General features: G+C 61.0%; 22 protein-coding genes and 2 tRNA genes. 13 read left to right on the top strand and 11 right to left on the bottom strand.

Going from position 1 to position 23,521, the window contains the following annotated elements:
* On the top strand, positions 1-856 hold an 856-nt coding region (locus tag DWY51_RS07485; protein ID WP_117770392.1), incomplete at its 5' end, for a sugar nucleotide-binding protein.
* Positions 857-958: 102 nt separating this feature from the next.
* On the opposite strand, the gene DWY51_RS07480 is transcribed toward DWY51_RS07485, so the two are convergent.
* Positions 959-1,930, bottom strand: coding sequence for a glycosyltransferase family 2 protein (locus DWY51_RS07480; RefSeq protein WP_052044190.1), 972 nt, complete (start codon positions 1,928-1,930; stop codon positions 959-961).
* A 160-nt stretch (positions 1,931-2,090) separates the two neighbouring features.
* On the opposite strand from DWY51_RS07480, the gene DWY51_RS07475 reads away from it, so the two are divergent.
* The 4 genes from DWY51_RS07475 (at position 2,091) to DWY51_RS07460 (ending at position 4,389) form a co-directional block, all read left to right on the top strand.
* The gene (locus DWY51_RS07475; protein ID WP_022094778.1) at positions 2,091-2,936 is read left to right on the top strand and encodes an ABC transporter permease; all 846 of its coding nucleotides are present in this window, start codon (positions 2,091-2,093) and stop codon (positions 2,934-2,936) included.
* 11 nt (positions 2,937-2,947) lie between these two features.
* A complete protein-coding gene (locus DWY51_RS07470) occupies positions 2,948-3,715 on the top strand; it encodes an ABC transporter ATP-binding protein (RefSeq protein ID WP_022094777.1) in 768 nt (255 codons plus the stop codon).
* A 54-nt stretch (positions 3,716-3,769) separates the two neighbouring features.
* Positions 3,770-3,846, top strand: a tRNA-Arg gene (locus DWY51_RS07465).
* Between the two features lie 201 nt (positions 3,847-4,047).
* Entirely contained in the window at positions 4,048-4,389 is a 342-nt protein-coding gene (locus DWY51_RS07460; protein ID WP_147333366.1) for a hypothetical protein, read from the top strand.
* Between the two features lie 48 nt (positions 4,390-4,437).
* On the opposite strand, the gene DWY51_RS07455 is transcribed toward DWY51_RS07460, so the two are convergent.
* From DWY51_RS07455 to aroF, 10 genes are all read right to left on the bottom strand, one after another.
* Positions 4,438-5,415: a translation initiation factor 2 gene (locus DWY51_RS07455; RefSeq protein WP_117770388.1), complete on the bottom strand. Its 978-nt coding sequence runs from the start codon at positions 5,413-5,415 to the stop codon at positions 4,438-4,440.
* Between the two features lie 23 nt (positions 5,416-5,438).
* Entirely contained in the window at positions 5,439-5,888 is a 450-nt protein-coding gene (locus tag DWY51_RS07450) for a DUF4869 domain-containing protein (RefSeq protein WP_117770387.1), read from the bottom strand.
* Positions 5,889-6,018: 130 nt separating this feature from the next.
* On the bottom strand, positions 6,019-6,456 hold the full coding sequence (gene aroQ / locus DWY51_RS07445) for a type II 3-dehydroquinate dehydratase (protein ID WP_055309849.1): 438 nt from the start codon (positions 6,454-6,456) through the stop codon (positions 6,019-6,021).
* A gap of 64 nt (positions 6,457-6,520) precedes the next feature.
* Positions 6,521-7,771: a shikimate kinase gene (locus DWY51_RS07440; protein ID WP_117770386.1), complete on the bottom strand. Its 1,251-nt coding sequence runs from the start codon at positions 7,769-7,771 to the stop codon at positions 6,521-6,523.
* The gene (gene pheA, locus DWY51_RS07435; protein WP_117770385.1) at positions 7,772-8,917 is read right to left on the bottom strand and encodes a prephenate dehydratase; all 1,146 of its coding nucleotides are present in this window, start codon (positions 8,915-8,917) and stop codon (positions 7,772-7,774) included.
* Positions 8,918-8,970: 53 nt separating this feature from the next.
* Positions 8,971-10,068, bottom strand: a complete 1,098-nt coding sequence (aroC, locus tag DWY51_RS07430; protein WP_117770384.1) for a chorismate synthase — start codon at positions 10,066-10,068, stop codon at positions 8,971-8,973.
* A gap of 1 nt (position 10,069) precedes the next feature.
* The gene (gene aroA, locus DWY51_RS07425; protein ID WP_117770383.1) at positions 10,070-11,389 is read right to left on the bottom strand and encodes a 3-phosphoshikimate 1-carboxyvinyltransferase; all 1,320 of its coding nucleotides are present in this window, start codon (positions 11,387-11,389) and stop codon (positions 10,070-10,072) included.
* Positions 11,383-12,489, bottom strand: a complete 1,107-nt coding sequence (gene aroB / locus DWY51_RS07420) for a 3-dehydroquinate synthase (protein ID WP_117770382.1) — start codon at positions 12,487-12,489, stop codon at positions 11,383-11,385. The genes aroA and aroB overlap by 7 nt, the downstream gene beginning before the upstream one ends.
* A gap of 36 nt (positions 12,490-12,525) precedes the next feature.
* Positions 12,526-13,440 (bottom strand): prephenate dehydrogenase/arogenate dehydrogenase family protein, encoded by a 915-nt coding sequence (locus DWY51_RS07415; RefSeq protein ID WP_117770381.1) that lies wholly within the window; start codon positions 13,438-13,440, stop codon positions 12,526-12,528.
* Positions 13,441-13,443: 3 nt separating this feature from the next.
* Positions 13,444-14,466 (bottom strand): 3-deoxy-7-phosphoheptulonate synthase, encoded by a 1,023-nt coding sequence (gene aroF / locus DWY51_RS07410; protein ID WP_117770380.1) that lies wholly within the window; start codon positions 14,464-14,466, stop codon positions 13,444-13,446.
* 204 nt (positions 14,467-14,670) lie between these two features.
* On the opposite strand from aroF, the gene DWY51_RS07405 reads away from it, so the two are divergent.
* The 8 genes from DWY51_RS07405 to DWY51_RS07370 all read left to right on the top strand — a co-directional run bounded on the left by DWY51_RS07405 (position 14,671) and on the right by DWY51_RS07370 (position 23,516).
* Positions 14,671-14,747: transfer RNA gene (locus DWY51_RS07405), tRNA-Arg, on the top strand.
* Positions 14,748-14,823: 76 nt separating this feature from the next.
* Entirely contained in the window at positions 14,824-17,547 is a 2,724-nt protein-coding gene (locus tag DWY51_RS07400) for an HAD-IC family P-type ATPase (protein WP_117770379.1), read from the top strand.
* A gap of 103 nt (positions 17,548-17,650) precedes the next feature.
* Complete coding sequence (locus tag DWY51_RS07395) at positions 17,651-18,793, top strand: zinc ribbon domain-containing protein (RefSeq protein WP_158556926.1); 1,143 nt, start codon at positions 17,651-17,653, stop codon at positions 18,791-18,793.
* Positions 18,794-18,900: 107 nt separating this feature from the next.
* Positions 18,901-19,443, top strand: a complete 543-nt coding sequence (locus DWY51_RS07390) for a peptidylprolyl isomerase (RefSeq protein WP_006236059.1) — start codon at positions 18,901-18,903, stop codon at positions 19,441-19,443.
* Positions 19,444-19,454: 11 nt separating this feature from the next.
* Positions 19,455-20,759, top strand: coding sequence for a tetratricopeptide repeat protein (locus tag DWY51_RS07385; RefSeq protein ID WP_055309859.1), 1,305 nt, complete (start codon positions 19,455-19,457; stop codon positions 20,757-20,759).
* Positions 20,760-20,886: 127 nt separating this feature from the next.
* Positions 20,887-21,918 (top strand): rod shape-determining protein, encoded by a 1,032-nt coding sequence (locus DWY51_RS07380; RefSeq protein WP_006236061.1) that lies wholly within the window; start codon positions 20,887-20,889, stop codon positions 21,916-21,918.
* Between the two features lie 78 nt (positions 21,919-21,996).
* Positions 21,997-22,938, top strand: a complete 942-nt coding sequence (mreC, locus tag DWY51_RS07375; protein WP_117770377.1) for a rod shape-determining protein MreC — start codon at positions 21,997-21,999, stop codon at positions 22,936-22,938.
* 11 nt (positions 22,939-22,949) lie between these two features.
* A complete protein-coding gene (locus DWY51_RS07370) occupies positions 22,950-23,516 on the top strand; it encodes a hypothetical protein (protein WP_117770376.1) in 567 nt (188 codons plus the stop codon).
* Positions 23,517-23,521 lie beyond the last annotated feature (5 nt).

Below are 23,521 nucleotides of genomic sequence, written 5' to 3'. Positions count from 1 at the left end.
CGGCCAGCTGGGCCATGCGGTCCGCAGACTCGCCGAGGAGCGCGGCGTCGCCAAGGACTTCGACTTCTGCGACATCGACACCTTCGATATGTCAGACCCGGACGCCTACACACAGTACGACTGGTCGCTCTACGGCACCGTGATCAACTGCGGCGCCTACACCGCCGTGGATAGGGCGGAGACCGCCGAGGGCCGCGCGACCGCCTGGAAGGCCAACGCGACCGGCCCGGCCCTTCTCGCCCGCACATGCTCTGATCACGGGATCACCCTCGTCCACGTGTCCAGCGACTACGTCTTCGACGGCACCGCCGAGGTGCATGACGAGGACGAGCCCCTCAGCCCGCTGTCCGTCTACGGCCAGACCAAGGCCGCCGGCGACATCGCCGTGGCCGGGTGCCCGCGCCACTACATCATGCGCTCCAGCTGGGTCATCGGCGAGGGCCGCAACTTCGTCAAGACGATGAAGGGCCTGTCCGACCGCGTCGCCGACCTCGAGGACGGGCTCGAGCAGGTCACGGTCGTTGACGACCAGCTGGGCCGCCTGACCTTCACGCGCGACATGGCCGAGGCCATCTTCCACGTGCTGGGGACGCACGCCCCCTACGGCACCTACGACTGCACCGGATCCGGCGCGGTGAAGTCCTGGGCGGACATCGCCCGCGCCGTCTTCGAGGCCGCCAACGGCAACGGGGACAGGGTCGTGCCGGTATCGACCGCCGACTACTACGCGAGCGCCGAGGGCCCCGTCGCCCCGCGCCCGGTCCACTCCGCGCTCGACCTGTCCAAGCTCGAGGCTGCCGGCTTCCACATGCCCGACTGGGAGGAAGAGCTGGGGGAGTACATCAAGACGCTCTAGCCGCTATTAACTTTTCGAGAGTAAAAGCCGCCGTTCTTTAACGGCGGCTTTTCTTGTTGGTGGCTATCTGCGCAGTGGTGCCAATAGTATTTTGCGGAAGATCTACCTCTCGCTTGGCATGGAAGTAGGGTGGCCGGGCTGGTCGTCGTAGGCGTATTTGCTGTACACGTTGACCTCCCACTGCTTTTTTTCGACCTTTGCTACAGAATCTAGGATGAAGCCGGTCGCAAGGCTCAGGCCGCACAGGAACATAAACGAGGCGGCGAGCATAGCGGTGGGGAAGCGCGGGACGAGGCCGGTCTGGAAATATTCGACAACGATGGGCATGCCCAGGGCGAGGCCGAATACCGCGAACAGAAGCGCAACGAGGCTGAAGAACTTCAGCGGGCGGTAGTCCTTGAACAGCGTGCCAATCATCGCAACGACTTTAATGCCGTCGCTTACGGTATTGAGCTTGGACTCGGAACCTTCCGGACGGTCGCGGTACTCGATGGGCACATCCTTGATGCGCCAGCGGTGGTCGACGGCGTGGATCGAGAGCTCGGTTTCGATCTGGAAGCCCTCGGAAAGCACAGGGAAGGTTTTAACGAACGGGCGGCTCATGGCACGGTAGCCGGTCATGACATCATCGAAGCTGTAGCCATAGATCCACTTGATCATGGCACGGACCAGATTGTTGCCAAAGCCGTGGAAGGCACGCTTGTTCTCCTCGGCGTAGGTGCCGTTGGAAAGGCGATCGCCTACGGTCATGTCGGCCGTGCCGTTAAGGATGGGCTCGCAGAGGGCCTTGGCCGCCTCGGCGGGGTAGGTGTCGTCTCCGTCGACCATCAGGTAGCAATCGGCGTCGATATCGCGAAACATCTGGCGGCACACGTTGCCCTTTCCCTGACGGGGCTCAAAGCGGACTGTGGCGCCGTGCTCGGTGGCAATGCGTGAGGTATCGTCCGACGAGTTGTTGTCATAGACATAGACCGTCGCCTGCGGAAGCTCGCGGTGAAAGTCATCGATGACTTTGCCGATCGTGAGCGCTTCGTTGTAGCAAGGGATGATGACGGCGATGGATTCAGAATTCACTTAATGCTCCTTATACATTCAATCCTAGAAAGTATAGCCGTTTGGGCCTGGCATCCTAAGATGTGGGTTAGTTCTCCAGTTTTGTTGCGCGAATCGTTTGCATGGCCGTCGGGTCTATACTGTTCGTTTGTCAACGATTACGAGTAAAGGAGTTGCATCCGTGTCGGATCAGACAAAGCAACAAGAAACTCGCAGTCTGCCTGCGACGTTTGCTAAGAACGAATTTGAGAAGGACGCGTTTATCCTTCGTCAGCTGGTTACCAAGGATTTTAAGATCAAGTATCGCCGTAGCGTTCTGGGCGTCGCATGGTCGGTGCTCAACCCGCTGCTGATGATGATCGTCATGGCCATCGTGTTCTCGACGATTTTTGGCCAGGGCCGCAATGGCTCAATGACGCCCGAGATGTACCCGCTGTACTTGATCGTGGGTAACATTACCTTTGCCGTCATGTCTGAGTCTACTAACCAGGCCCTGACGTCGATCGTGGGCGCTGCCCCTCTGCTCAAGAAGGTTAAGGTGCACCGCTGGGTTTTCCCGGTGCAGAAGGTGCTCTTCTCGCTGGTCAACTTTGCCTTCTCGCTGGTCGCCGTCGCCATCGTCATGCTGTGGTTCCGCGTTATGCCTTCTTGGCACCTTATTCTGCTGCCGGTTTGCCTGCTGCTGCTTATGTGCTTCTGCATGGGCCTGGGCATGATGCTCTCTGCCCTTACGGTCTTCTTCCGCGACGTTATGCATCTGTGGAGCGTCGTCATTACGGCGTGGACTTACATTACGCCCATCTTCTGGACGACTGACTATATTGCGCAAATGCCGCATCTCGTGCGTATCTTGATGTATGCGAACCCCATGTTCAACTACCTGCAGTTTATGCGCGATATCTTCCTGTTCCAGACTACGCCCTCGCTTATGACGTTTGGTATGTGCGTTGCCTGGGCGGTTCTTGCGCTTATTATTGGCTATACCGTGTTCCATAAGTCCGAGCGCAAGTTCATCCTCTACATCTAAGGAGTGCTGTGATGACTGAATCTGTTGTTGATTACAGCGAGCAGCCTCTGGCTGTCGAGGTCGACGACGTCACCATGATCTTTAACATGGCGTCCGAGTCGCTGACCAACCTCAAGGAGTACTTCATTAAGCTTGCCAAGCACGAGCTGTTCTTTGAGGAGTTTAGGGCGCTTAAGCACATCTCGTTTGATATTCATCGCGGCGAGGTTGTGGGTCTGGTCGGCACCAATGGCTCCGGCAAGTCTACGATGCTCAAGATTATCGCTGGCGTTCTTGAGCCTAGCGAGGGCAGCGTTAAGGTGCACGGTAACATCGCGCCGCTGATTGAGCTTGGCGCCGGCTTTGACCCCGAGCTGACCGCCCGCGAGAACATCTATCTGAACGGCGCCCTGCTCGGCTATACCAAGGAGTTCATCGATGCCAACTTTGACGGCATTATCGAATTCGCTGAGCTGCAGAACTTTGTCGATATGCCGCTTAAGAACTTCTCCTCGGGCATGGTGGCGCGTATCGCCTTTGCAATCGCGACGATTACCGAGCCCGATATTCTGATCGTTGACGAGACGTTGTCCGTCGGTGATGTGTTCTTCCAGCAGAAGTGCGAGGACCGTATCCAGCACTTTATCCAGAGCGGCGACGTGACGGTTCTGTTCGTTTCGCACTCTATGGAGCAGGTTGAGCGCATCTGCCAGCGTGCCGTTTGGATTGAGAAGGGTGACCTTCGCATGGACGGCCCGGTCGATGAGGTCTGCAAGGCGTACCGCGAGCAGTTCAACTAGGTTATAATTACTTGCGCCTGACAGGCTTGCGCTTGCTTGGGCGTGCGGTTATTTGCTCCATTAGCTCAGTTGGATAGAGCAGGGGACTTCTAATCCCAAGGTCGACGGTTCGAATCCGCCATGGAGCACCATCGTTTATTAAGCCCAGACCGCTTGGTGGTCTGGGCTTTTTCACATGCCGGTGTTCTTTATTCTTGCCGGGTATACGTTTAGACCGAAGCCGTGGCGTGAGCTGCTGTTGTGCTGCTGATGTGGATTGGTTATACGGCGCGCCTAAGGGGGCTGGAGCCGAGCGTGAGCGAGCCTCTGCTGTTTATTGGAGCCGGTGTTGCTTGGCTTGTCCTTGCCGCGCTGAGTGGGGTGAGCTTTCGAGCCGCCGCGTGGATGGGTTTTTGGTTGCGACAGTTGCCGCTCTTGCCGGTAGCTACTGCGTGTGCTGGGTTTCGATGGCGTTGGAGAAGTTGAAAGACGTGCCGGTTTTGGGGTCCTTTGAGCGAGCGCTCGTGTTCTGCGGACAGGCCAGTCTTGCCATCTTTGCAATCCACGCGGTCGATTGGTTTATTCCTTGGCAGACCATGCCTCTGCTTATGACGCTGCCAGCATCGTGGCTCTTTGCGTCGATTGTGCGCCGCAGGTGCGACATAGGGTTGGTGTACGTGATCAAGAAGGCGTAACAAAAACGGGGAGGACCAACTTGGCCCTCCCCACTATATCTAGTCTGTCTAGTCTGCCTTCAGGCACTCGGGCAAGACGTTTGCAACTGCATTCATCGCCTGCGGCCTCAGGTACTGCTCATTGAGCTTTGCCTTTCTGTAGGCGTAGCGAGTGTCTGCCGAGTACTTGATCAATACGTCGGTGAAGAATCGTTCCCAGCTTAGGTAGTCGCGGCTTTCGATATAGCTCGAAGGATCCTTGAGGATTTTTGGAATGTCGTTACTGGGAATGAGGCCAGATTGCAGAAGTGTCCACTCGAATGATTCCGGGAGGAACAAGCGAACGTTCTTGTAAACGCGCTGTCCGAGCACCTTTTCGATGTAGGGACCAAACGCTGCGCCGTCTCCAATGGCAAGAACGTTTTGCTCGGGGCATTCGTGAATTGTCCGCTTTAGATTTGCTACGCCGGTGGCGGTATAGCAGGGGATTCCGAGCCGGTTGCAAAGAGCGTCGTAGAATTGATAGCCAGATTTGCTATCCTCGACAACTACGGCGTCGGGTACCTCGAATCCAACATTTAGATCCTGATACAGCATGCTTGCCGTGTGGTCATATAGCGGCTTGGTCACCGAGTAGAAGCGCCTGTCGCTCTTGCGGCCATTGATTGTTTTACTCGTCGTGTTGACTAACTTCAGGATCTCATCAACGCTGTAGGGGAGCTCGTTGGCATCGCGACGAGATATCAGAACAAAATAGTTGGACGAGCCGTTTACGGTTTTGGCGAAGTCCTTTGAGTAGATAAACTCGTTGCCCTCATCTAGAAAGACGATTGAATCTTCGATGATCGAAAGCTCGCGCTCCCAGCGTCTGCCGGAAAGCGTTTCGCAAGGCACGTCGCAGCTGAGTGCAACGCCGCTTTCCGGTCCTCGGTCGTTGTAGTCGCGAATCATCGAGATGAGCGTCGTTTTGCCCGTGCCGCTGTTGCCGCGGATGAAGGAAATATTGCGTTTAAAGGTGAGCGTGTATTTGACTTTTGCGCGCTCCACGACAACGGTGTGTGATCCTTTCATTACTCATCAACATCCAGAAAATCATTGGTGGCACCGACGAACTCCTGCATGTTCCTGACGATGCGGCCGTCGTTATTGATGCGAATCTCAAAACGCTTCCAGGGAAATTTCATGATGTGGTAAAGGGTCACCAGCACATCCTGCTCTTTGCCAATTTTGAGCAGCCAGCGGGCGCAGTTATCTCCGCAAGTGGATGCATTGAACACCATGTTTGGTAGATTGCGCACCAGCAGCAGCGTCTTAACGCCGCCGGACAGTTCGAGTGGGGTGATCGAGCCCAGCTGCTTGCTTACGATGTTGTGGGGGCCGATGAGCTCTGATCCGTCCACGCTTTTAATGATCTGTGCGGCCATAGGGTCTTCGAACCATGAGTCCAAGTATGAGTTCCTAAAGTAGGTCTCGGTATCGTAGATGGAACCGGGGTAATCTCCCAGATGGATGCTTAGCATGCGAGTCTCCAGACGTTGTGTGGCTGCAACGATTATATGCCAGTAATAAAGTGCCGCCAGTAGCGAGGTTGCTGCTGGCGGCACTGGCATTATTAGCGTGTGAATCGCGTTGATGGATTTGCTCGCGAGGCTACTTTTCGAGGCGTTCCCTCAGCAGCTCCAGCGCGTGGGCGTAGCCTTGCAGGCCCTCTCCGGTGATGGTGGCGAAGCAGGCTAGGCGTGCGTAGCTCACCTGGCGGAAGTCCTCGCGGGTCTCGACAGCGCTGATGTGTACCTCGACGGCAGGGATAGCGACGGCCTTGAGGGCATCGAGGATCGCTACGCTCGTGTGCGTGTAGGCCGCCGGATTGATGACGATGCCGTCGACCTTGCCGTAGGCCTCCTGGATCTTATCGACGATGCTGCCCTCGTGGTTGGACTGGAAGACTTCGACCTCGTCAAAACCCTGCGCGGCGCCTGCCTCCTGGCAGATCTGGACCAGGCGGTCGTAGTTGTCGCTGCCATAGATGCCCGGCTCGCGAATTCCGAGCATATTAAGGTTGGGGCCGTTGATGACGAGTGCTTTCATGGCTGCTTCCTTTGCGGTTGGAAATCCATCACAAAGGTGCCTGTCCCCTTTGTGATGGATTTGGTTAGAGAGTGGGTGGGAGGGTGTCGAGAAGGGCTTGCGCGGTGTTGGCGGCGCAGTCGCGTGAGTCGATGATGTAGTCGGCCCAGGCGCGGTAGCGCGGCATACGCTGTTCGGCCAGCTTGGCGATGCCGTCGCGCGCGGTGATGGGGCGGCCCTTGTGGGCGAGTTCGTCGAGCTTGCGGTTGAGCATCACGATCTGGCTGTTTTGGTGCAGCAGCGGATAGTTTTCGTCGCGTGTGACCACGCCGCCGCCGGTGGAGAGCACCAGGCCGCTGCGCTTGGAGATGTCGGACAGTTCCGCCGTCTCCTGCTCGCGGAAGGCGGCCTCGCCGCGCTTGACGATAAAGTCGGCGCAGGGCATGCCGAGGCGTTCCTCGAGGGCGCGGTCCAGGTCGATGTGCTCGCGACCCGTGAGCAGGGCAATCTGCTCACCCACGCGGGTCTTGCCCGAGCCCGGCATGCCGATCAGCGCGATGTTCTGTTCGCGGCGTGACAAGCGCTCCGTTACATCCAGGATGCGCTCGCGCAGGGTGACCTGGCCGGTATAGCGCTCAACGGCCTGCGCCGCCTGTGCCACAAGCATGAGCAGGCCGCCGATGCAAGGGATACCGTGGCGCTCGGCCTCGAGCATCAGGCCCGTGCGGGCGGGGTTGTAGACAATGTCGATAACGCCTTCGAGCGCATCGAGCCCTTCGAGCGTGCAAGGTGCGTCGGGGCAATGGGGGAACATGCCGGCGGGCGTGCAGTTGACGAGTAGGGCGGCGTCGGACTGCTGCGCGATGTTGCCGTAGTTGACCTCGCTTGTGCGGCCCACGGGCACCACGGTGGCGCCCAGGTCGCCGAGCACCATGCTTGCCGTGGTGCCGGCACCACCGGTGGCTCCGAGCACGAGGGCCTTCTTGCCGGCAACCTCAACCCCCAGCTCCTCGACCAGACACTGGAAACCAAAGTAATCGGTGTTGTCACCGCGCAGGCGGCCATCGGGCAGGCGTGTGATAGTGTTAACGTTGCCCATGCGCTCGGCCAGCGGGCTCAGCTCGTCCAGGTATTCTATGACGGCACGTTTGTAGGGGATGGTCACGTTGGTGCCCTCCCACTCGTCGCCTGTCATAAAAGCCGCGAGGTCCTCGGGCTCGCGCTCAAATCGCACGTACTCGAGCCCAGCGAGCTCCTTGTAGATGGTCGGGGTGTAGCTGTGGCCCAGCACGCGACCCAGTACGCCGTAGGGGCGGGTTGCGGCGGTATCGGTCATCTAGAGCACCTCCGTGTAGCTGCCAAAGTAGGTGAAGCTCTCACACACGTCGTCGATCGAATCGAGCAGGTCGTCGAGGGCCTTGCTGCCAAAGGGGCAGTCCAGATCAAAGTAGAACATAAACTCAAAGTCGCGACCGGGGATGGGACGGCTTTCGAGCTTGATGAGGTTGATGTTGAGCGCATAGAAGCGCTCGAGTACGCGATAAAGGGCGCCCGGTTCGTTGGCCGTGGTGATCATGAGCGAGGTACGGTTGGCACCGGGATAGACGCGTGGCTCGCGGCTGATGACGACAAAGCGCGTGTAGTTGTTGTCGGAGTCTTGAATGTTGGACTCCAGCACCTCCAGGCCATAGAGTGTCGCGCAGCTGCGCGATGCGATGGCGGCAACATCGGTGCGCCCGGAGCTGGCGACCATCTCGGCCGACATGGCGGTGTTGGGGTACTTGGTGGCGTGCAGGTCGTGGGACTCGATAAAGCTCGCACACTGGGCAATGGCTTGGCCGTGGCTGTAGACCTCGCGCACGTCGGCGAGCTTGGTGCCGGGCTTGACGAGCAAGTTGTGGTCGATCTTGAGGCGCAGCGAGCGCACGATATGGAAGTCGAACTGTGCGAGCAGGTCGTAGACGGCGTTTACCGAGCCGGCGGTTGAGTTTTCGATGGGCAGTACGCCAAACTCGCAAAAGCCGTCGCGCACGGCGCGCATGACGCCCTCGAAGGTCTCGAAAAACGCGATGTCGGGCACGTCGAAGAGTTTGCACGCGGCGATCTGGCTGTAGGCGCCTTCGACGCCTTGGCAGGCGACAGTGGCCGTCTGGGGGAAGGGCGTGTCACAGGCTGCGGCCGTGGCATGGGCCTTTTGCGAGACCGTGATGCCCCTGAGCTCGTTGATGTAGCGCTGCTGCTCGGCCTTGCTCATGCTCATGAGGAGACGGAACAGGGTGATAGTTTGCGCCTCGTAGCGCTCGGGCGCGCGGCTGGCGAGGTTGTTGAGCTTGGAGCGCTCACGGGCGGGGTCGAAGACGGCCTTGCCCATCTCGATTTTTGATTTGGCGACCTCGGTGGCAATGTCCATGCGCTCGACAAAGCTGTTGAGGAGCGTGGTGTCGATGCCATCGATGGCTTGGCGAATATCGGCAAGGTCCATGGAGGCCCCTTTCGCGTAATGGCAGAGTTGACGGGCAACTCAGGTGAGTCGGGTTAGAGCTGGCCTGCGTCCTCGAGGAGGGCGTCCCAGATGGCGAGGGCGGCGGCTGCTTCGGCTACGGGGACGGCGCGCGGGACGATGCAGGGATCGTGGCGGCCGTGGACCGAGAGCTCGGCATTTTCCATGGCGTCCATGTCCACGGTCTGTTGCTCGCGGCCAATTGAGGGCGTCGGCTTTACGGCCATGCGCCACATGACGGGCGCGCCGGTCGAAATACCGCCCAGGATGCCGCCGGCGTTATTGGACTCGACCTCGATTTCGCCGGTCTCGGCATCGATGCGATATGGATCGTTGTTCTCGCTGCCGCGCATGGCGGCCACGGCAAAGCCCATGCCAAACTCCACGCCCTTTACGGCGGGAATGCCAAACGCGATTTGCGCGATGCGGTTCTCGATGCCGTCGAACATGGGGTCGCCTATGCCCGTGGGAAGCCCGTAAATGCCGCACTCCACGATGCCGCCGATGCTGTCGAGCTCGTCGCGCGCGGCCAGAATCTCCTCGCGCATGCGGCCGGCTGCGGCGGCGTCAATGCACGGCAGATCGTTCGTAAGGATCGCCTTGCGGTCGGCCTCGCGATAGACCATATCGTCCATCGGCAGGTCGGAGATGCCGCCGATCTGCGCGACGTGGGCCATGACCTGAATGCCGCGGGCCTCGAGTGCCTGCAGCGCAATGCCGCCGGCGATGCATAAGGGTGCCGTTAGGCGGCCGGAGAAATGCCCGCCACCAGCGACATCGTGCATGTTGTGATACTTCACGCGCGCAGGGAAGTCCGCATGTCCGGGGCGGGGCTTGCGGCGCAGCTCGGAGTAATCCTTGGAGCGCGTGTTGGTGTTCTCGATAATCGCGGCGATGGGCGCGCCGGTGGTATGTCCATCGACAACACCGGCGATGATGTGGGCGGCGTCGGCCTCGCGGCGTTTGGTCGCGGTCTCGTCGCGACCGGGGGCGCGACGGTCGAGGAAGGCCTGCAGCTTCTCCTGGTCCACGGCGATGCCCGCCGGGATGCCGTCGAGTGAGCAGCCGATAGCGGGGGAGTGCGATTGGCCGAAGATGCTTAAGTGCAAGACGTTGCCAAAGGTCGAGGACATGCTATTCCTCCTCGAGTGTGACCTTGCCGCCCAGCAGGCGGTAGTGGTCGAAGAAATCGGGATAGGACTTGTTGACGGCCTCGGCGCCGTGGATCACGACCTCGCCGGTGGCACGGCTTGCGGCGATGGCGGCCATCATGGCGATGCGATGGTCGTTGTGCGAATCGACCTCGCCGCCGGTAAAGGCATCGACACCCTTGATGATGAGGTCGTCGCCGGCAATGCGCACCTGCGCGCCCAGCGCGGTGAGCTCGCGGGTGGTTGTGGCCAGGCGGTCGGATTCCTTGATACGCAGGCGGGCGCAATCGCGGATAAAGGTGCGGCCCTGTGCCAGCGAGGCCACGGCCGAGATAACGGGCACCAGGTCGGGAATGTCGTGGGCACTCATCTCAAAGCCGGCGAGCTTGTCGGACTGCACGGTGGCGGCGTTGGTGGAGCGCACGATGCGGGCACCAAAGCGCGAAAGCGCCGCAAGCACGTTGCGGTCGCCCTGCGCAGAGCTCAGCGACACGCCCTCGACGGTGATGGGGTCGGTGCCGATGGCGCCGGCACACAGCCAAAAGGCAGCGTTGGACCAGTCACCCTCGACGGCCACGTTGCCGGGCGTGCGGTACGAGCCGCTGCTCACGCGGAAGTTCGTGACCTCGGGCTGGCCGTCCTTGGCCGGAATACGTTCGACGTTGACCTCGACGCCAAAGGCCTTCATGGCCTGGATGGTCAGGTTGATATAGGGGCGGCTCTCGATGAGGCCGGTCACCTGCACACAGGAGGGCTGGGCCAGTAGCGGGGCCGCCAGCAGCAGGCCGGAGATATACTGCGAGCTCACGTTGCCCGGAAGCACAAAGGTGCCCGGGCGCATGCGGCCGCTCGTCTTGAGCGGAAAACCGCCCAGACCCTGTAGGTCGCATCCGGCGGCGATGATCTCGTCCGAGAGCGGGGACAGCGGGCGGGCGCCCAAGCGTCCCTGACCCACAAAAGTTGCTTCTGCGCCCAGCGCGCAGGCGACGGGCAACATAAAGCGGAGCGTGGAGCCGCTTTCGCCGCAGTCGAGCGTGCCGCCCGCAAGTGCCTTGAGCAGGCCAAACTCAACACTCTTCATGGTGGGGTGGACCTGGAAGCCGTCCTCGACGGTCTCGATGCGAGCGCCCAGGGCCGTAAGGCAACGCACCGTAGCCTCGATGTCGGCGCAGGTGGTGTTGCAGGTAACGTGCGTCTCGCCGTTGGCAAGCGCAGCGCAGATGATGAGGCGATGCGCCATCGACTTGGACGCGATGGCGGGAACGGTGCCCTTGAGCGGGGACGGGGTGATGCGGGCTAGCATGCGGATGCGTCTCCCTTCTGGCCGAGGCCCTCGGCAATGAGTTCGTGGAAAGTGGAAAGCGGCGTGCGGTCGATGCTGCAGCGGCCAATGCCGTGCGGAATTACCAGGTCGATGGTGTCGCCCACGCGTTTTTTGTCGTGCAGCGCCTCGGCAAAGACGGCGTCGGCATCTAGGTCGCAGCGGGTCTTGAGGCCATGGCGGGCGCAGAGCTCCTCAATACGACCGGGCAGTGCAGCATCGCAAACGCCGTGCAGGGCCGCGGCGCGCGTGATGATGCCCATGCCGATCGACACGCAGTTGCCGTGTCCGAGCTCAAAGTGCTCGCAGGCCTCGACGGCGTGTCCGGCGCTGTGTCCAAAGTTGAGCAGCTTGCGCTGGTTTGTTTCGCGCTCGTCGGCGACGACCACGGCGCGCTTGATGTCGATATTGCGGGCGATGATGAGCGCTACGCGGGCTACATCGCGGTTGAGCAGCTCCAGCGTGAGCGGGGTCTTCTCCAGCTCGGCGAAAAGCTCTGGGTCGGCGATCACGGCGTGCTTGACGACCTCGCCGCAGCCGTCGGCGAACTGCTCGGGCGTAAGGGTGGCCAGGCACCCCACGTCGGCGATAACCACATTCGGCTGCCAAAAGGCGCCGGCCAGGTTCTTGCCGGCAGCCAGGTCGATGGCGGTCTTGCCGCCCACCGACGAATCCACCATGGCGAGCAGACTCGTGGGGATCTGCACAAACTTGCAGCCACGCATGTAGGTGGCGGCCACAAAGCCCGCCACGTCGCCCACGACGCCGCCGCCGAGTGCCACGATCACGTCGGAGCGCGAAAGCTCGTGCTCGGCCACAAACTCCAAAATGGCAACGTAGGTCTCGGCGCGCTTGTGTGCCTCACCGGCCTCGAAGGTGCAGATACTCACTTCGTAGCCTGATGCCTCCAGGCTCTGCTTAACGGGCATCTGGTAGAGCGGGCCTACGTTGGTGTCCGTCACGATGACGGCCTTGGTGCCGCCGGCAGTGGCGCGCACGAGCGGTCCCGCCTGCTCCAGCAAAAACGTGCCAACATGCACCTGGTAGGGGCGTGCGGTGTCGATATCGATGGTAATCGCCATAAGCTATGGTCCTTTCGACCTGGCGTGATAGGTGGTCTAGTGGGAGGCCTCGTCGTCGAGTGCGCGCTTAATGCGGTCGCCCTCGGCAAGGAGATTCTCCAGATAGCGCTGGTCGCGGTCCTTGAGCGCACGGCTGTAGGCGCCGAGCGAGTCGATCAGGTGGTCGATCTCGAAGGCAAGCGCGTCGGCGTCGTCGATCATGAGCTCGGACCACATTTGCGGGTTGAGGTGCGCCACGCGGGTGAGATCGCGGTAGCTACCGGCCGAAAAGCCGTGGTGGACCTGGGCGGTCGGGCTCTTTACGTAGGCGTTGGACACCACGTGCGCAAGCTGGCTCGTGAAGGCGATGACGCGGTCGTGCTCGGCGGCGCTGGTCACGCTGAACTTGCCAAAGCCCAAGGGGCGCACCATCTCGCGCACCTGCCCCAAGAGCTCCAGTTTGAGCGCATCGTCCACCGCGGGTGGCACGAGCACGAGCGGGGCGCCCTGGAACAGGTCGGCGCGGGAGTGCGCGTAGCCCGAGAACTGGGTGCCTGCCATGGGGTGCGCACCCACAAAGTAAAAGCCGTGCTCGCGGGCAAGCTCAAAGGCGCGCTCGCACACGATGCCCTTGACGCCCACCGTGTCGATCACCACGGGGCCCATGATGGCCTCGGTGTCGGTGGCGTCGGCGAGTGCCCGGGCATGCGCCTCGAGCCACTCGATGCAGGCCTCGGGGTAGCAGGCAAGGACGATGATGTCGCATTCGCCGAGTGTCTCGTCGTTGAGCTCTCCGGCGACAGTGCCCATGCTGGCGGCCGTCATGACATCATCATCGGGGTCCCAGGCCAGCACGCGAACGCCCGCCTGCGCATAGCCGCGGGCAAAGCTGCCGCCGATGAGGCCCAGGCCAACGATGCCCGCGCATTTGGGACCGCCCTGGTTAACGCGCGCGTTTCTCACCGTACCCATGGGCTACTCCATGGTCTCTTGGCAGACGACCTCGCGGATGGCGCGAATGCGGCGCATGGTGTCGTCGAACTGGTCGGGGGTGAGGGCCTGAGCGCCGTCGGACCATGCGCGGCTGGGCTCGTCGTGGACCTCGATCTCCAGGCCGTTGGCGCCGCAGGCGGTCGCGGCGAGCGCCATGGGCTCAACGTAGCGGGTGTAGCCGGTGGCGTGGCTGGGGTCGGCAACGACAGGCAGGTGCGACAGGTGGTGCAGCACCGGCACGGCGTTGAGATCGAAGGTGTTACGGGTGCGGGTTTCGAAGGTGCGGATGCCGCGCTCGCACAGGATGACGTTGTCGTTGCCCTCGCTCATGATGTACTCGGCGGCCATGAGCAGCTCATCGATCGTGCCGGACATGCCGCGCTTGAGCAGGATCGGGGTCTGGGTCTTGCCGACCTCCTTGAGCAGGGGGAAGTTCTGGGCGTTGCGGGCGCCGATCTGCATGACGTCGATCTTCTTGTCCAAGAAGACCTGCACGTCGCGTGGGTCCATGATCTCGGTGACGATCGGCATGTCGAGCTCGGCAGACGCCTCGCACAGCAGGTCGAGGCCGGCGGGGCCCATGCCCTGGTAGGCGTAGGGGGAGGTGCGGGGCTTGTAGGCACCGCCGCGCAGCATCGTGGCGCCGGCGGCCTTTACGCGGCGTGCGATGCGGATGAGGTTCTCGCCCTCGACGGAGCAGGGGCCGGCGATGACTTGGAACTGGTCGCCGCCGATTTTGACGCCGTGGCCGCAGTCGATGACGGAGTCCTCGGGGTGGAACTTGCGATTTGCGCGCTTGAACGGCTCGGAGACGCGCTGCACGCGCTCGACGACATCCATGGACTCGAGCAGGAACGGGTCGATCTTGGTCGTATCGCCCACCAGGCCGATGATCGCCTCGTTCTCGCCGCGCGAGACATCGGTCTTCAGCCCCTTTTTCTCAATCCAGCTGACGATATGGCTTACGGCATCGTCGCTGGCGCTCTGCTTTAAAATTGCAATCATGGTGTGCCTCTCACCTCGATGGATAACTTTTGCAAAAACGGCCCGCATCGCGAGCCGTGTATATATGGTGCATGTGAGTTTATACTATCTGACTCGCTTTTGCCTTCTAAAGTGGGCCGTTGCGCCTCGTCTTCCTCGGAATTGCAAAGCTTTTTCTTTTATTTTGATAGCCTGTGGTGCACTTGGGTATAATGGCAAACATTGGCCCTATTAGCTCAGGGGATTAGAGCGTCTGCCTCCGGAGCAGAAGGCCGTTGGTTCGAATCCAACATGGGGCACCATCGAACGTAAGACCGTCCGAACCTCGCATGGTCCGGGCGGTTTTTCTTATACCGACGCGACGTGATGGGACGTGGTATGGCAGCAACGGATATCGAGCGCGGACTCTCGACCGCCGAGGTCGAGGAGCGCATCGCCGCCGGTAAGATCAACCGCAACATGGAGCTCAAGACCAAGTCGGTCAAAGAGCTCATCATCGAGAACCTCTGCACGCTGTTCAATTTGATCAACGTGATCTTGGCTTTCCTGGTCATTTTGACCGGTTCATTTAAGAACCTGACGTTCCTGTTTGTGGTGTTCCTCAATACCGCTATTGGCGTCATTCAATCCATGCGGTCCAAGAAGATGGTCGATAAGCTCACGCTGCTGACCTCTAAGAAGGCCATCGCGGTGCGCGACGGTGCCGAGGTGGAGCTCGACTTGGACCAGATCGTGCTCGACGACATCATCCGCCTGGGGCGCGGCGACCAGATTCCCGCTGACGCCGTGGTGGTTTCGGGCGAGGCGCTCGTGAACGAGAGCTTGCTGACGGGCGAGAGCGACCTTATTAAGAAACAGCCCGGTTCCGAGCTCATGAGCGGCAGCTTTATCGACTCGGGCCTGCTGCGCGCCCGCGTGATCCATGTCGGCGCCGACAACTACGTGGCTAAAATTAATAACGAGGCGAAGTACGTCAAAAAGGTCAATTCCGAGATCATGAACGCGCTTAACGCCATCGTGCGCTTTGCGAGCATCATCATGATCCCGCTCGGTTTGGCGTTGTTTGCCTCGAGTGTGAGCGAGCTGTGGGATGCCGCGGGAACCCCGGGCGATAGTGCGCTTTCATGGTGCTTCTCCGAGCTGTTGGCTGGTCATGTGCCTTCGTCGGCGCTGCTGTCCACGGTGGGCGCCCTGCTGGGCATGATCCCGCAAGGCCTGGTGCTGCTGACCTCGTCGGTGCTCGCCATCGCCACGGTGCGCCTGGCCCGCCGCAAGGTGCTGGCGCAGCAGCTCTACTGCATCGAGACGCTCGCTCGCGTCGACGTACTGTGCCTGGACAAGACGGGCACCATTACCTCGGGTCGTATGGAGGTCGAGGGCACCTACCCGCTGCCTGTTGAGGGTGTTGGCTTTGGCGTGGACTCGGACGAGGCGGCTGTTCCCGTCGATACCACAGTGCTCGATTTTGCGCTGGCTAACGTGGCACGTGCGACCTCGGCCGATGCCAACGAGACATGCCAGGCGCTGCTCAACTATTACGCCGATCGCCCGGTCGAGGTGTCCGAGCCGCTGTCGGTCATTCCATTCTCGTCGTCTAAAAAATGGAGCGGCGCTTCGTTTGCGCAGGGCTCCTATGTGATGGGCGCCGCGCAGTTTGTGCTTTCGGAGCGTGTGTTTTCGCAGGTCGAGAACCGTGTCGCCGAGCTTGCCGATACCTGCCGCGTGCTCGTGGTGGCGCGCGTGGACGGCTTTACGCCCGATGGGGATATGGTGGGCGAGGCCGAGCCCGTGGGATTTGTGACCATCCGCGACGAGATTCGTACCTCGGCGGCCGAGACCATCGGCTACTTTAACGAGCAGGGCGTGACCCTCAACGTGATCAGCGGCGACGACCCACGTACGGTGTCGTCGATCGCGCGCGTGGTGGGCGTGCCGGGGGCGGACGCTTATGTGGACGCCACGACGCTCGATACGCCGGCCAAGCTCGATGCCGCAGTGGACCGCTACCATGTCTTTGGTCGTGTGACCCCGCAGCAGAAGCGCGAGCTCGTGCAGGCGCTCAAGCGCCGCGAGCACACCGTGGCCATGACGGGCGACGGCGTCAACGACGTGCTGGCGCTCAAGGAGGCCGACTGCTCCGTCGCCATGGCGGCCGGCTCCGATGCCGCGCGCAACGTGGCCGAGATCGTACTCGTCGACAACGATTTTGCCTCGATGCCCGCCGTGGTGGCCGAGGGCCGTCGCTCCATCAACAACCTGCAGCGTTCGGCCTCACTGTTCCTGACCAAGACGCTGTTCTCGATGGGCCTGGCGGCGCTGTGTATCGCGCTGCCGCCGTACCCCTTCGAGCCCATCCAGATGACGCTCATTAACTTCTTCTGCATCGGCGCGCCGGGCTTTGTGTTGGGCCTGGAGCCCAACAATGCTCGTGTGAAGGGTGCGTTTTTGAGCAACGTACTCAAGCGTGCACTGCCGGCGTCGATTGCGGTCATTTTGGCTGCGGCGCTCGATATCTTTGTGGCGCGCGTGTTTGGCTTTAGCCAGCTCACGCTGTCTACGATGTGCCTGCTTACGTCGTGCGCGGCGAGCGTCAGCCTAATCTGGCGCATCTCGCAGCCTCTCACGCCCTTACGTGTGGTGCTCTTTGTGTTTGTAGTCGCCGGCATCCTGGTGGGCGTTATCGGATTCCCGGAGCTGCTGTCTATTGCCAACCTGTCGATGGGCCAGATGGTTATCTTGGCTGTTATCGTGGTCTTTACCTGCTCGGTGTTCTTTAAGCTCGCCACGATGATGGATTCGCTCAAGCCGCGTCGTCGTCATGCCGCAACTGGTTTTGGCCGTGGTGTGCGCGTCCACCTGGGTCGCGGTGGCGGCAAGGTGAGCTCGACGGGTTCGACGGCCGAGCGTTTTGCCAAGCGCGTCGCCGCCGACATGGCGCAGCGCCGCGAAGATCGCACCGCTCGCGAGGCCGAGGCCCGTGCACTCGAGGGCGTGGCCCAGGCCCAGCCCAAGAAAAAGAGGAGTACCGGAGCCAAGCGCTCTCGCGTGACCAAGTCCGCCCAAGGCATCAAAGTCTCGATGCCAAGCAAAAAGAAGAAGTAACTACGCGCCCTGGCGATGTTGAATTGGTGCCTTGCTCCTGTGGGGCCGTGGCGATGTTATGCTCTAACCTCGATTGTTTGAATTGCTTCGAAAAGAGGATGCCGTGATCTGCCCGCATTGCCTTAAGACTATCGAGGACGGCGCCTCGTTCTGCCCCTACTGCAACGCCTATGTGGGTCCGGGCGATGGCCCCGAGCACACCGAGTTCGTGTTCTGCGAGGGCTGCGGTGCCCGTCTTTCTCCGCACGATCGTACGTGTCCCAAATGCGGACGCCCCGCTCCGGGTATCCTCTCCGAGGACGCGGCCGCATCCGACCTGGCAGCGGGCCACACGGCGGGCTTTCCGCGCCTAACGCAAGAGCAGATCGATACCGAGGTGCCTCATGCGCCCGCCTCGGCTGCCGCGGTTCTTTCGGACGCCGCCGATCCTAACGAGACCTGCGTGCTGCCGGCTTTCGATAAGGATTTCGGTATCCCCAAGGTCGATATTCCCACGCCCGTTTCCCTGCACGACGATGCTCAAAAACCCAAGCGCAAAGTGCATCCCGACGAGGACGCCTATCACAAGCACAAGCGTCATATCCCCAAGCCGCTCATCGTCATCGCGGTACTTGCCGTCGTTTGCGGCGGTGCCTATTGGTTCGTGACGACCGATCCCATGGGTGTCATGCCTGGCTTCTACGACCAGTTTGGCCAAGCTGCACAAACCACCTTCCCCACGCGCCAAAAGGGCGAGGCGACTGAGGACGATACCAAGCAAGACGATTCTGCCGAGGTGGTCCAGGAAGAAACCGTGCTGACCGATGATCAGCTCTATACCAGGCTCGACGGTCTGTATCAGACCATCGTGTCCTACGGTGACGAGGACCAGATCGGCGAGGTCATCGATTCCTTTAACAACGGCTATCTCCGAACGCCGCTGTCCACCCGTCAGGAGCTGTCGCAGAGTGCCTACGCCCTGCGCGACCAGATCAAAAAGACGCAAGATGAGCTCAACAACCTTAAGTACCAGGACGATACGGTCTATGCGGATGACATCGCCCACTTAAAGCAGCTTGCCGAGTGGATGTACGAGCGTGTCGACGTGATCTGCCAGAGTTGGGACATCTCGCTGGCCATTCCCGATGGCGAGTCGATGAGTCCCCACCAAAGCGAGATCCTGGCTCCCATCGCGCAGGGCGGCAACAGCGCGCTGAACCAGTACGACGCCAACGTGGGCTCCTGGAAGCCGCAGCAGCGTTCCTAAAATTAGTTCGCCATAGTCGGCATAACCTACGTGCGCAATTGATGTAAGCCCATGCTTATTGCTACAATTCGTACAAATATGCTTTAAACGCACGAGGAAGGAACCACATGTTTGGTTTTAAGAAAGAGCTCTACACGCCCGAGTATCAGCTTGCCGGTGACGAGTGCGCCGTTATCGAGACGTCGAAGGGTACCATCAAGGTCAAGTTTGACGGCGAGGGCGCTCCCATTCATGTCGCGAACTTCTGCGAGCTTTCCACGATGGGTTTCTATGATGGCCTTAAGTTCCATCGCTATGTGCCCGGCTTTGTCATTCAGGGCGGCGACCCCAATACCCGCGATATGTCCGGCGCCGACGTCGCTGCCGGTCTTGAGGGCCCCGATGGCATGCCCGGTACCGGTGGCCCCGGCTACTGCATCAAGGGCGAGTTTGCCACCAATCCGCGCAACAGCCATGTCGATGGCGCCCTTGCCATGGCACGCTCCATGGACCCCGATTCCGCGGGTTCGCAGTTCTACTTCTGCCTGGGCGCCCAGCATAACCTCGATTCCGGTTACACCGTCTTTGGTACCACGGTCGAGGGTCTCGATGTGATTTCGCAGCTGCGTGCCGGCGACGAGATCGTCCATGTCGAGATCGTTCACGAGTAAAGGGGATTTCCTTGAATAGCCAGCTGATCCAACAGGGCCGCGCCGCTTACCGCGCGGGTGATTTTTCCGCTGCAGCCCAGATGCTTGGGGCGGCAAAGACTCCCGATGAGATTATGGGCGAGGCCGATCACCTTCGTGGTAACGCCTTGATGCACCTGGGCATGTATGCCGAGGCCGCCGAGGCCTACGCCGCCGCCCTCAACGACGGCACCTATGGCAAGCGCGGCGCGCTGCTCACCAACCGCGGCAAGGCGCTCGCCGCCGTGGGCGACTACACGACGGCCGCTCAGGCGTTCTCTGCTGCTACGCAGGACGCTTCTTATGCCACGCCGTTCAAGGCCTATCTGGGCCTGGGTAACGCGCTGTTCCAGTCGGGCGACTATGCCAACGCGGGTACTGCCTTCCGTCAGGCTGCCATCGATGGCGCCAATCCGGCTCCTGCCGCCGCGCTCGGCGAGCTCGGTCGTTGCTTCATCAAGCTCGGCCGTCCGGCGGATGCCGTGGAGACCTACCGCACGGCTATCGACTTTGCCGGCCCCCGCGACGACACGCGTGCGCTCAACGCCGGCATGGGTCAGGCGCTTTCTGCCGCCGGCCGTCCTTCCGACGCACTCGACGCCTTTAACGCCGCTACTGCCGATGGCATCTACCAGCTCACCTCCGAGCAGGCCGATGAGCTTGCCCGCGTGCACGATTCGCTTGCCGCGCTGTCTGCCCAGACGGCTATGGCCACGGCTCCGGCGCCCGCGATGGACGCTCCTGCCGTCGATCCGCTCGATCCTACGGGCGCGACCGGTCAGTTTATGCCCGATCCCTCGGACACCGGCTTCTTTACGCTGTCCGAGTCCGAGATGGTTCAGCAGGACCGTCAGGATCGTAAGCAGGCCAAGGTCCGTCGTCGCCATCGCCACACGGGTCTCAAAGTCTTCATCGTGCTGCTTCTGCTCATTTTGATCGCCGCGGGCGGTCTGGGCTTTGCCTACACGCGCGGCTTTGGCTTCCCGTCCCAGGAGTCTGTCGTTACCGATCTGTTCCAGGCTGCCGGCGACGGTGACACCGCAAAGGCCGAGTCTTGCCTGGCATCGAGCCTGTCCGAGGACGCTAAGTCGATGATCATCTCCTCGATTCCGCAGGGTGCCACCGTGTCCGTCGAGGGCATGGATCAGTCCATGACCGAGACGACCGCTAAGGTGAAGGCATCGCTGTCCAAGGGCGGCGAGCAGGAGTACACCGTCAAATTCGTGCGCTCCGACAACCATATCGGCTGGGCCGTTTCCTCGCTCGATATGGATTTCTCGGCTGCTGACAACCAGTAGTGACCTTATGGGATTTAGCTTTGCCCGGCGCTTCACCGCAAGTGAGGTGCCGGGCTTGCGCTAGTATGATGAGCTAGTAGTTTTCCAGCAATCATCCAACACATCAGGAGTTGCGTTGTTTTCTTTGATGGATATGTTCTTCGGTAGCTATGCGGGCGATCTTGCCATCGACCTCGGCACCGCAAATACGCTTGTCTCCGTGCGCGGCAAGGGCATCGTCATTCGCGAGCCCTCTGTAGTCGCCATCGACAAGAACGACGAGCGCATCCTAGCGGTCGGTATCGAGGCAAAGCGCATGCTCGGCCGTACGCCCGGCAACATCGTGGCCGTTCGTCCCCTGAAGGACGGCGTCATCGCCGACTTCGATGTTACCGAGGCTATGCTTCGCTATTTTATCGACAAGGCGTCCGAGAAGCGCTATCCGTGGACCCCGCGTCCGCGCGTTGTCGTCTGCGTTCCCTCCGGCGTCACGTCGGTCGAGAAGCGTGCTGTCTTTGAGGCCACGATCCAGGCTGGCGCTCGCCAGGCCTACCTGATCGAGGAGCCCATGGCTGCCGCTATCGGCGCCGATCTGCCCGTCGAGGAACCCACCGGCTCCATGGTCATCGACATCGGTGGCGGTACCACCGAGGTTGCCGTTATCGCTATGGGTGGCATCGTCGTCTCGCAGTCCATCCGTATTGCCGGCGACGAGTTCGATCAGGCCATCCTCACGCACGTTCGTGATGCCTACAACTTGGCCATCGGCGAGCGTACGGCAGAGGACATCAAGATCAAGGTCGGCTCCGCCGTGCCGCTCAAGGACGAGCTCGACGTCGAGGTCAACGGCCGCGACGTGATCACCGGTCTGCCCAAGACCGTGCGCATCGAGAGCGAGGAGATTCGTCGCGCGCTCAACAAGCCGCTCGACGAGATGGCCAAGGCCGTCAAGGACGCACTCGACGCTACGCCTCCCGATCTTGCCTCGGACCTTATGTACTACGGCATTTTGCTGACTGGTGGCGGCGCGCTGCTGCGCGGTCTCGACGTGCGCCTGCGCGATGAGACCGGTGTTTCGGTCAACGTCAGCCCCACGGCGCTCGATAACGTCGTTAACGGCTGTGCCCGCGTGCTCGAGGCCAATGCGTTTGATGGCGGCTTCGTCCAGACCAATGCTTAATTTCCAAAAGGTGGATTCCATTTGGCACGATCTTCGGGTTTCTCCACAAATCTGAATACCAAGCGACAATCAACGGGTATGCGCCCGTTGATTGTTTTCAGCCTGATTTCGGTGTTGCTGCTCACGTTTTACATCCGCGAGGGCGAGGCAGGACCGATTCATGCCGTGCGTTCGGGCGTGACGACGATTACCTCGCCGGTGCGCTTTGTGGGCTCGGCTGTGGCGGCCCCCTTCAATGCGATCGGCAACGTGTTCTCTAACCTTACGGCGTCGCAGGACACGCTTGACGAGCTTAAGAAGCAAAACGAGGAGCTGACCTCTAAGGTTGCTGAGCTCTCCGAGGCTCAAAAGACCGCCGAGCGTCTGGAGGGGCTGGTCGGCCTGCAGTCGACCTACAACCTCAAATCGACCGCTGCTCGTATCGTTGGTGCCTCGGGCGATGCCTGGACCTCGACCGTAACCATCGACAAGGGCTCTGCCGACGGCCTTACCATCAACATGCCCGTGACGAGTTCTGCCGGTGTTATCGGTCAGATTATCGAGGTATCGGCCAAGACCTCTACCGTGCGCCTTATTGGCGACGAGAACTCGGGTGTGTCCGCCATGGTACAGGACACGCGCGCCCAGGGCATGCTGCAGGGTCAGGCTGACGGCACGCTGCGTCTTGAGTACGTGAGCGTCGACTCCGATGTTAAGGTTGGCGACATCATCGTGACCTCGGGCATTGGCGGTGTATTCCCCAAGGGTCTACCGCTCGGCACCGTCTCGTCGGTTGAGAAGTCGGCAAACGACGTGTACTACACCATTGTGGTGCGCGCTCAGACCACGGCCGAGAACAACGAGGAAGTGCTGGTCATTACCTCGCTGACCGACGAACAGTCGGCTTCGGATGAGGACGTGAGCACCGCAAATAGCACGCCGCAGGGAACGTCGCGCGACGCTGCGACCAAGACGAAGGACGAGAGTTCGGATGACAGTTCCGACGCGTCCGAGACGACCGATTCCGGCTCGAGCGAATAGGGGGCATGTCCATGGATCTACACGAGCAGGGGATGAGCTCCCGTACGTTTGTAATCGCCGCCATCGTGTGCGTGCTGCTGCAGGCAGGCCTGGCACCGCAGATCTCCATTGCGGGCGGTCGCGTCAACTTCATGATTATCCTGGTGTGCCTAAGCGTGTTCTCGGGCGACCCGACCCGTGCCGTCGTGTGCGGTTTTTGCAGCGGCTTGTTCTATGACCTGTCCGCTGCCGTGCCGGTGGGCGTTATGTCGCTCCTGCTGACCGTGGGTTCTTTTGCCCTGGTGCACAGCGCCGTCGGTCAGACGGGCGGTACCCCGAGTGCGCGCGGCGTCACTGTGGGCGCCTTCGCGCTCGTCATTAATGTGATCTACAGCATCATCTTGCTGTTTATGGGTTTGGAGACGAGCTTTGTCGTGGCGATCTTCGGCCATGCGCTACCGTCCTCGATCCTGTCGGGTCTGGTTGCCATTCCGTTTTTGATGTCCGGCGTCGTGCCGCAGTCCGGCTATGGATTCTCCGCACGTGGCGGACGCCAGACGGGCATGCGCTTTAAGCCCAAGACCCGCAAGCTCAAATAGGGGAG

It is taken from the genome of Collinsella sp. AF25-2LB (genome assembly GCF_003458415.1).
Taxonomy (GTDB): domain Bacteria; phylum Actinomycetota; class Coriobacteriia; order Coriobacteriales; family Coriobacteriaceae; genus Collinsella.
The sequence above is the reverse complement of the archived record's forward strand: the minus strand, read 5'-3'. Positions and strand labels throughout refer to the sequence as shown.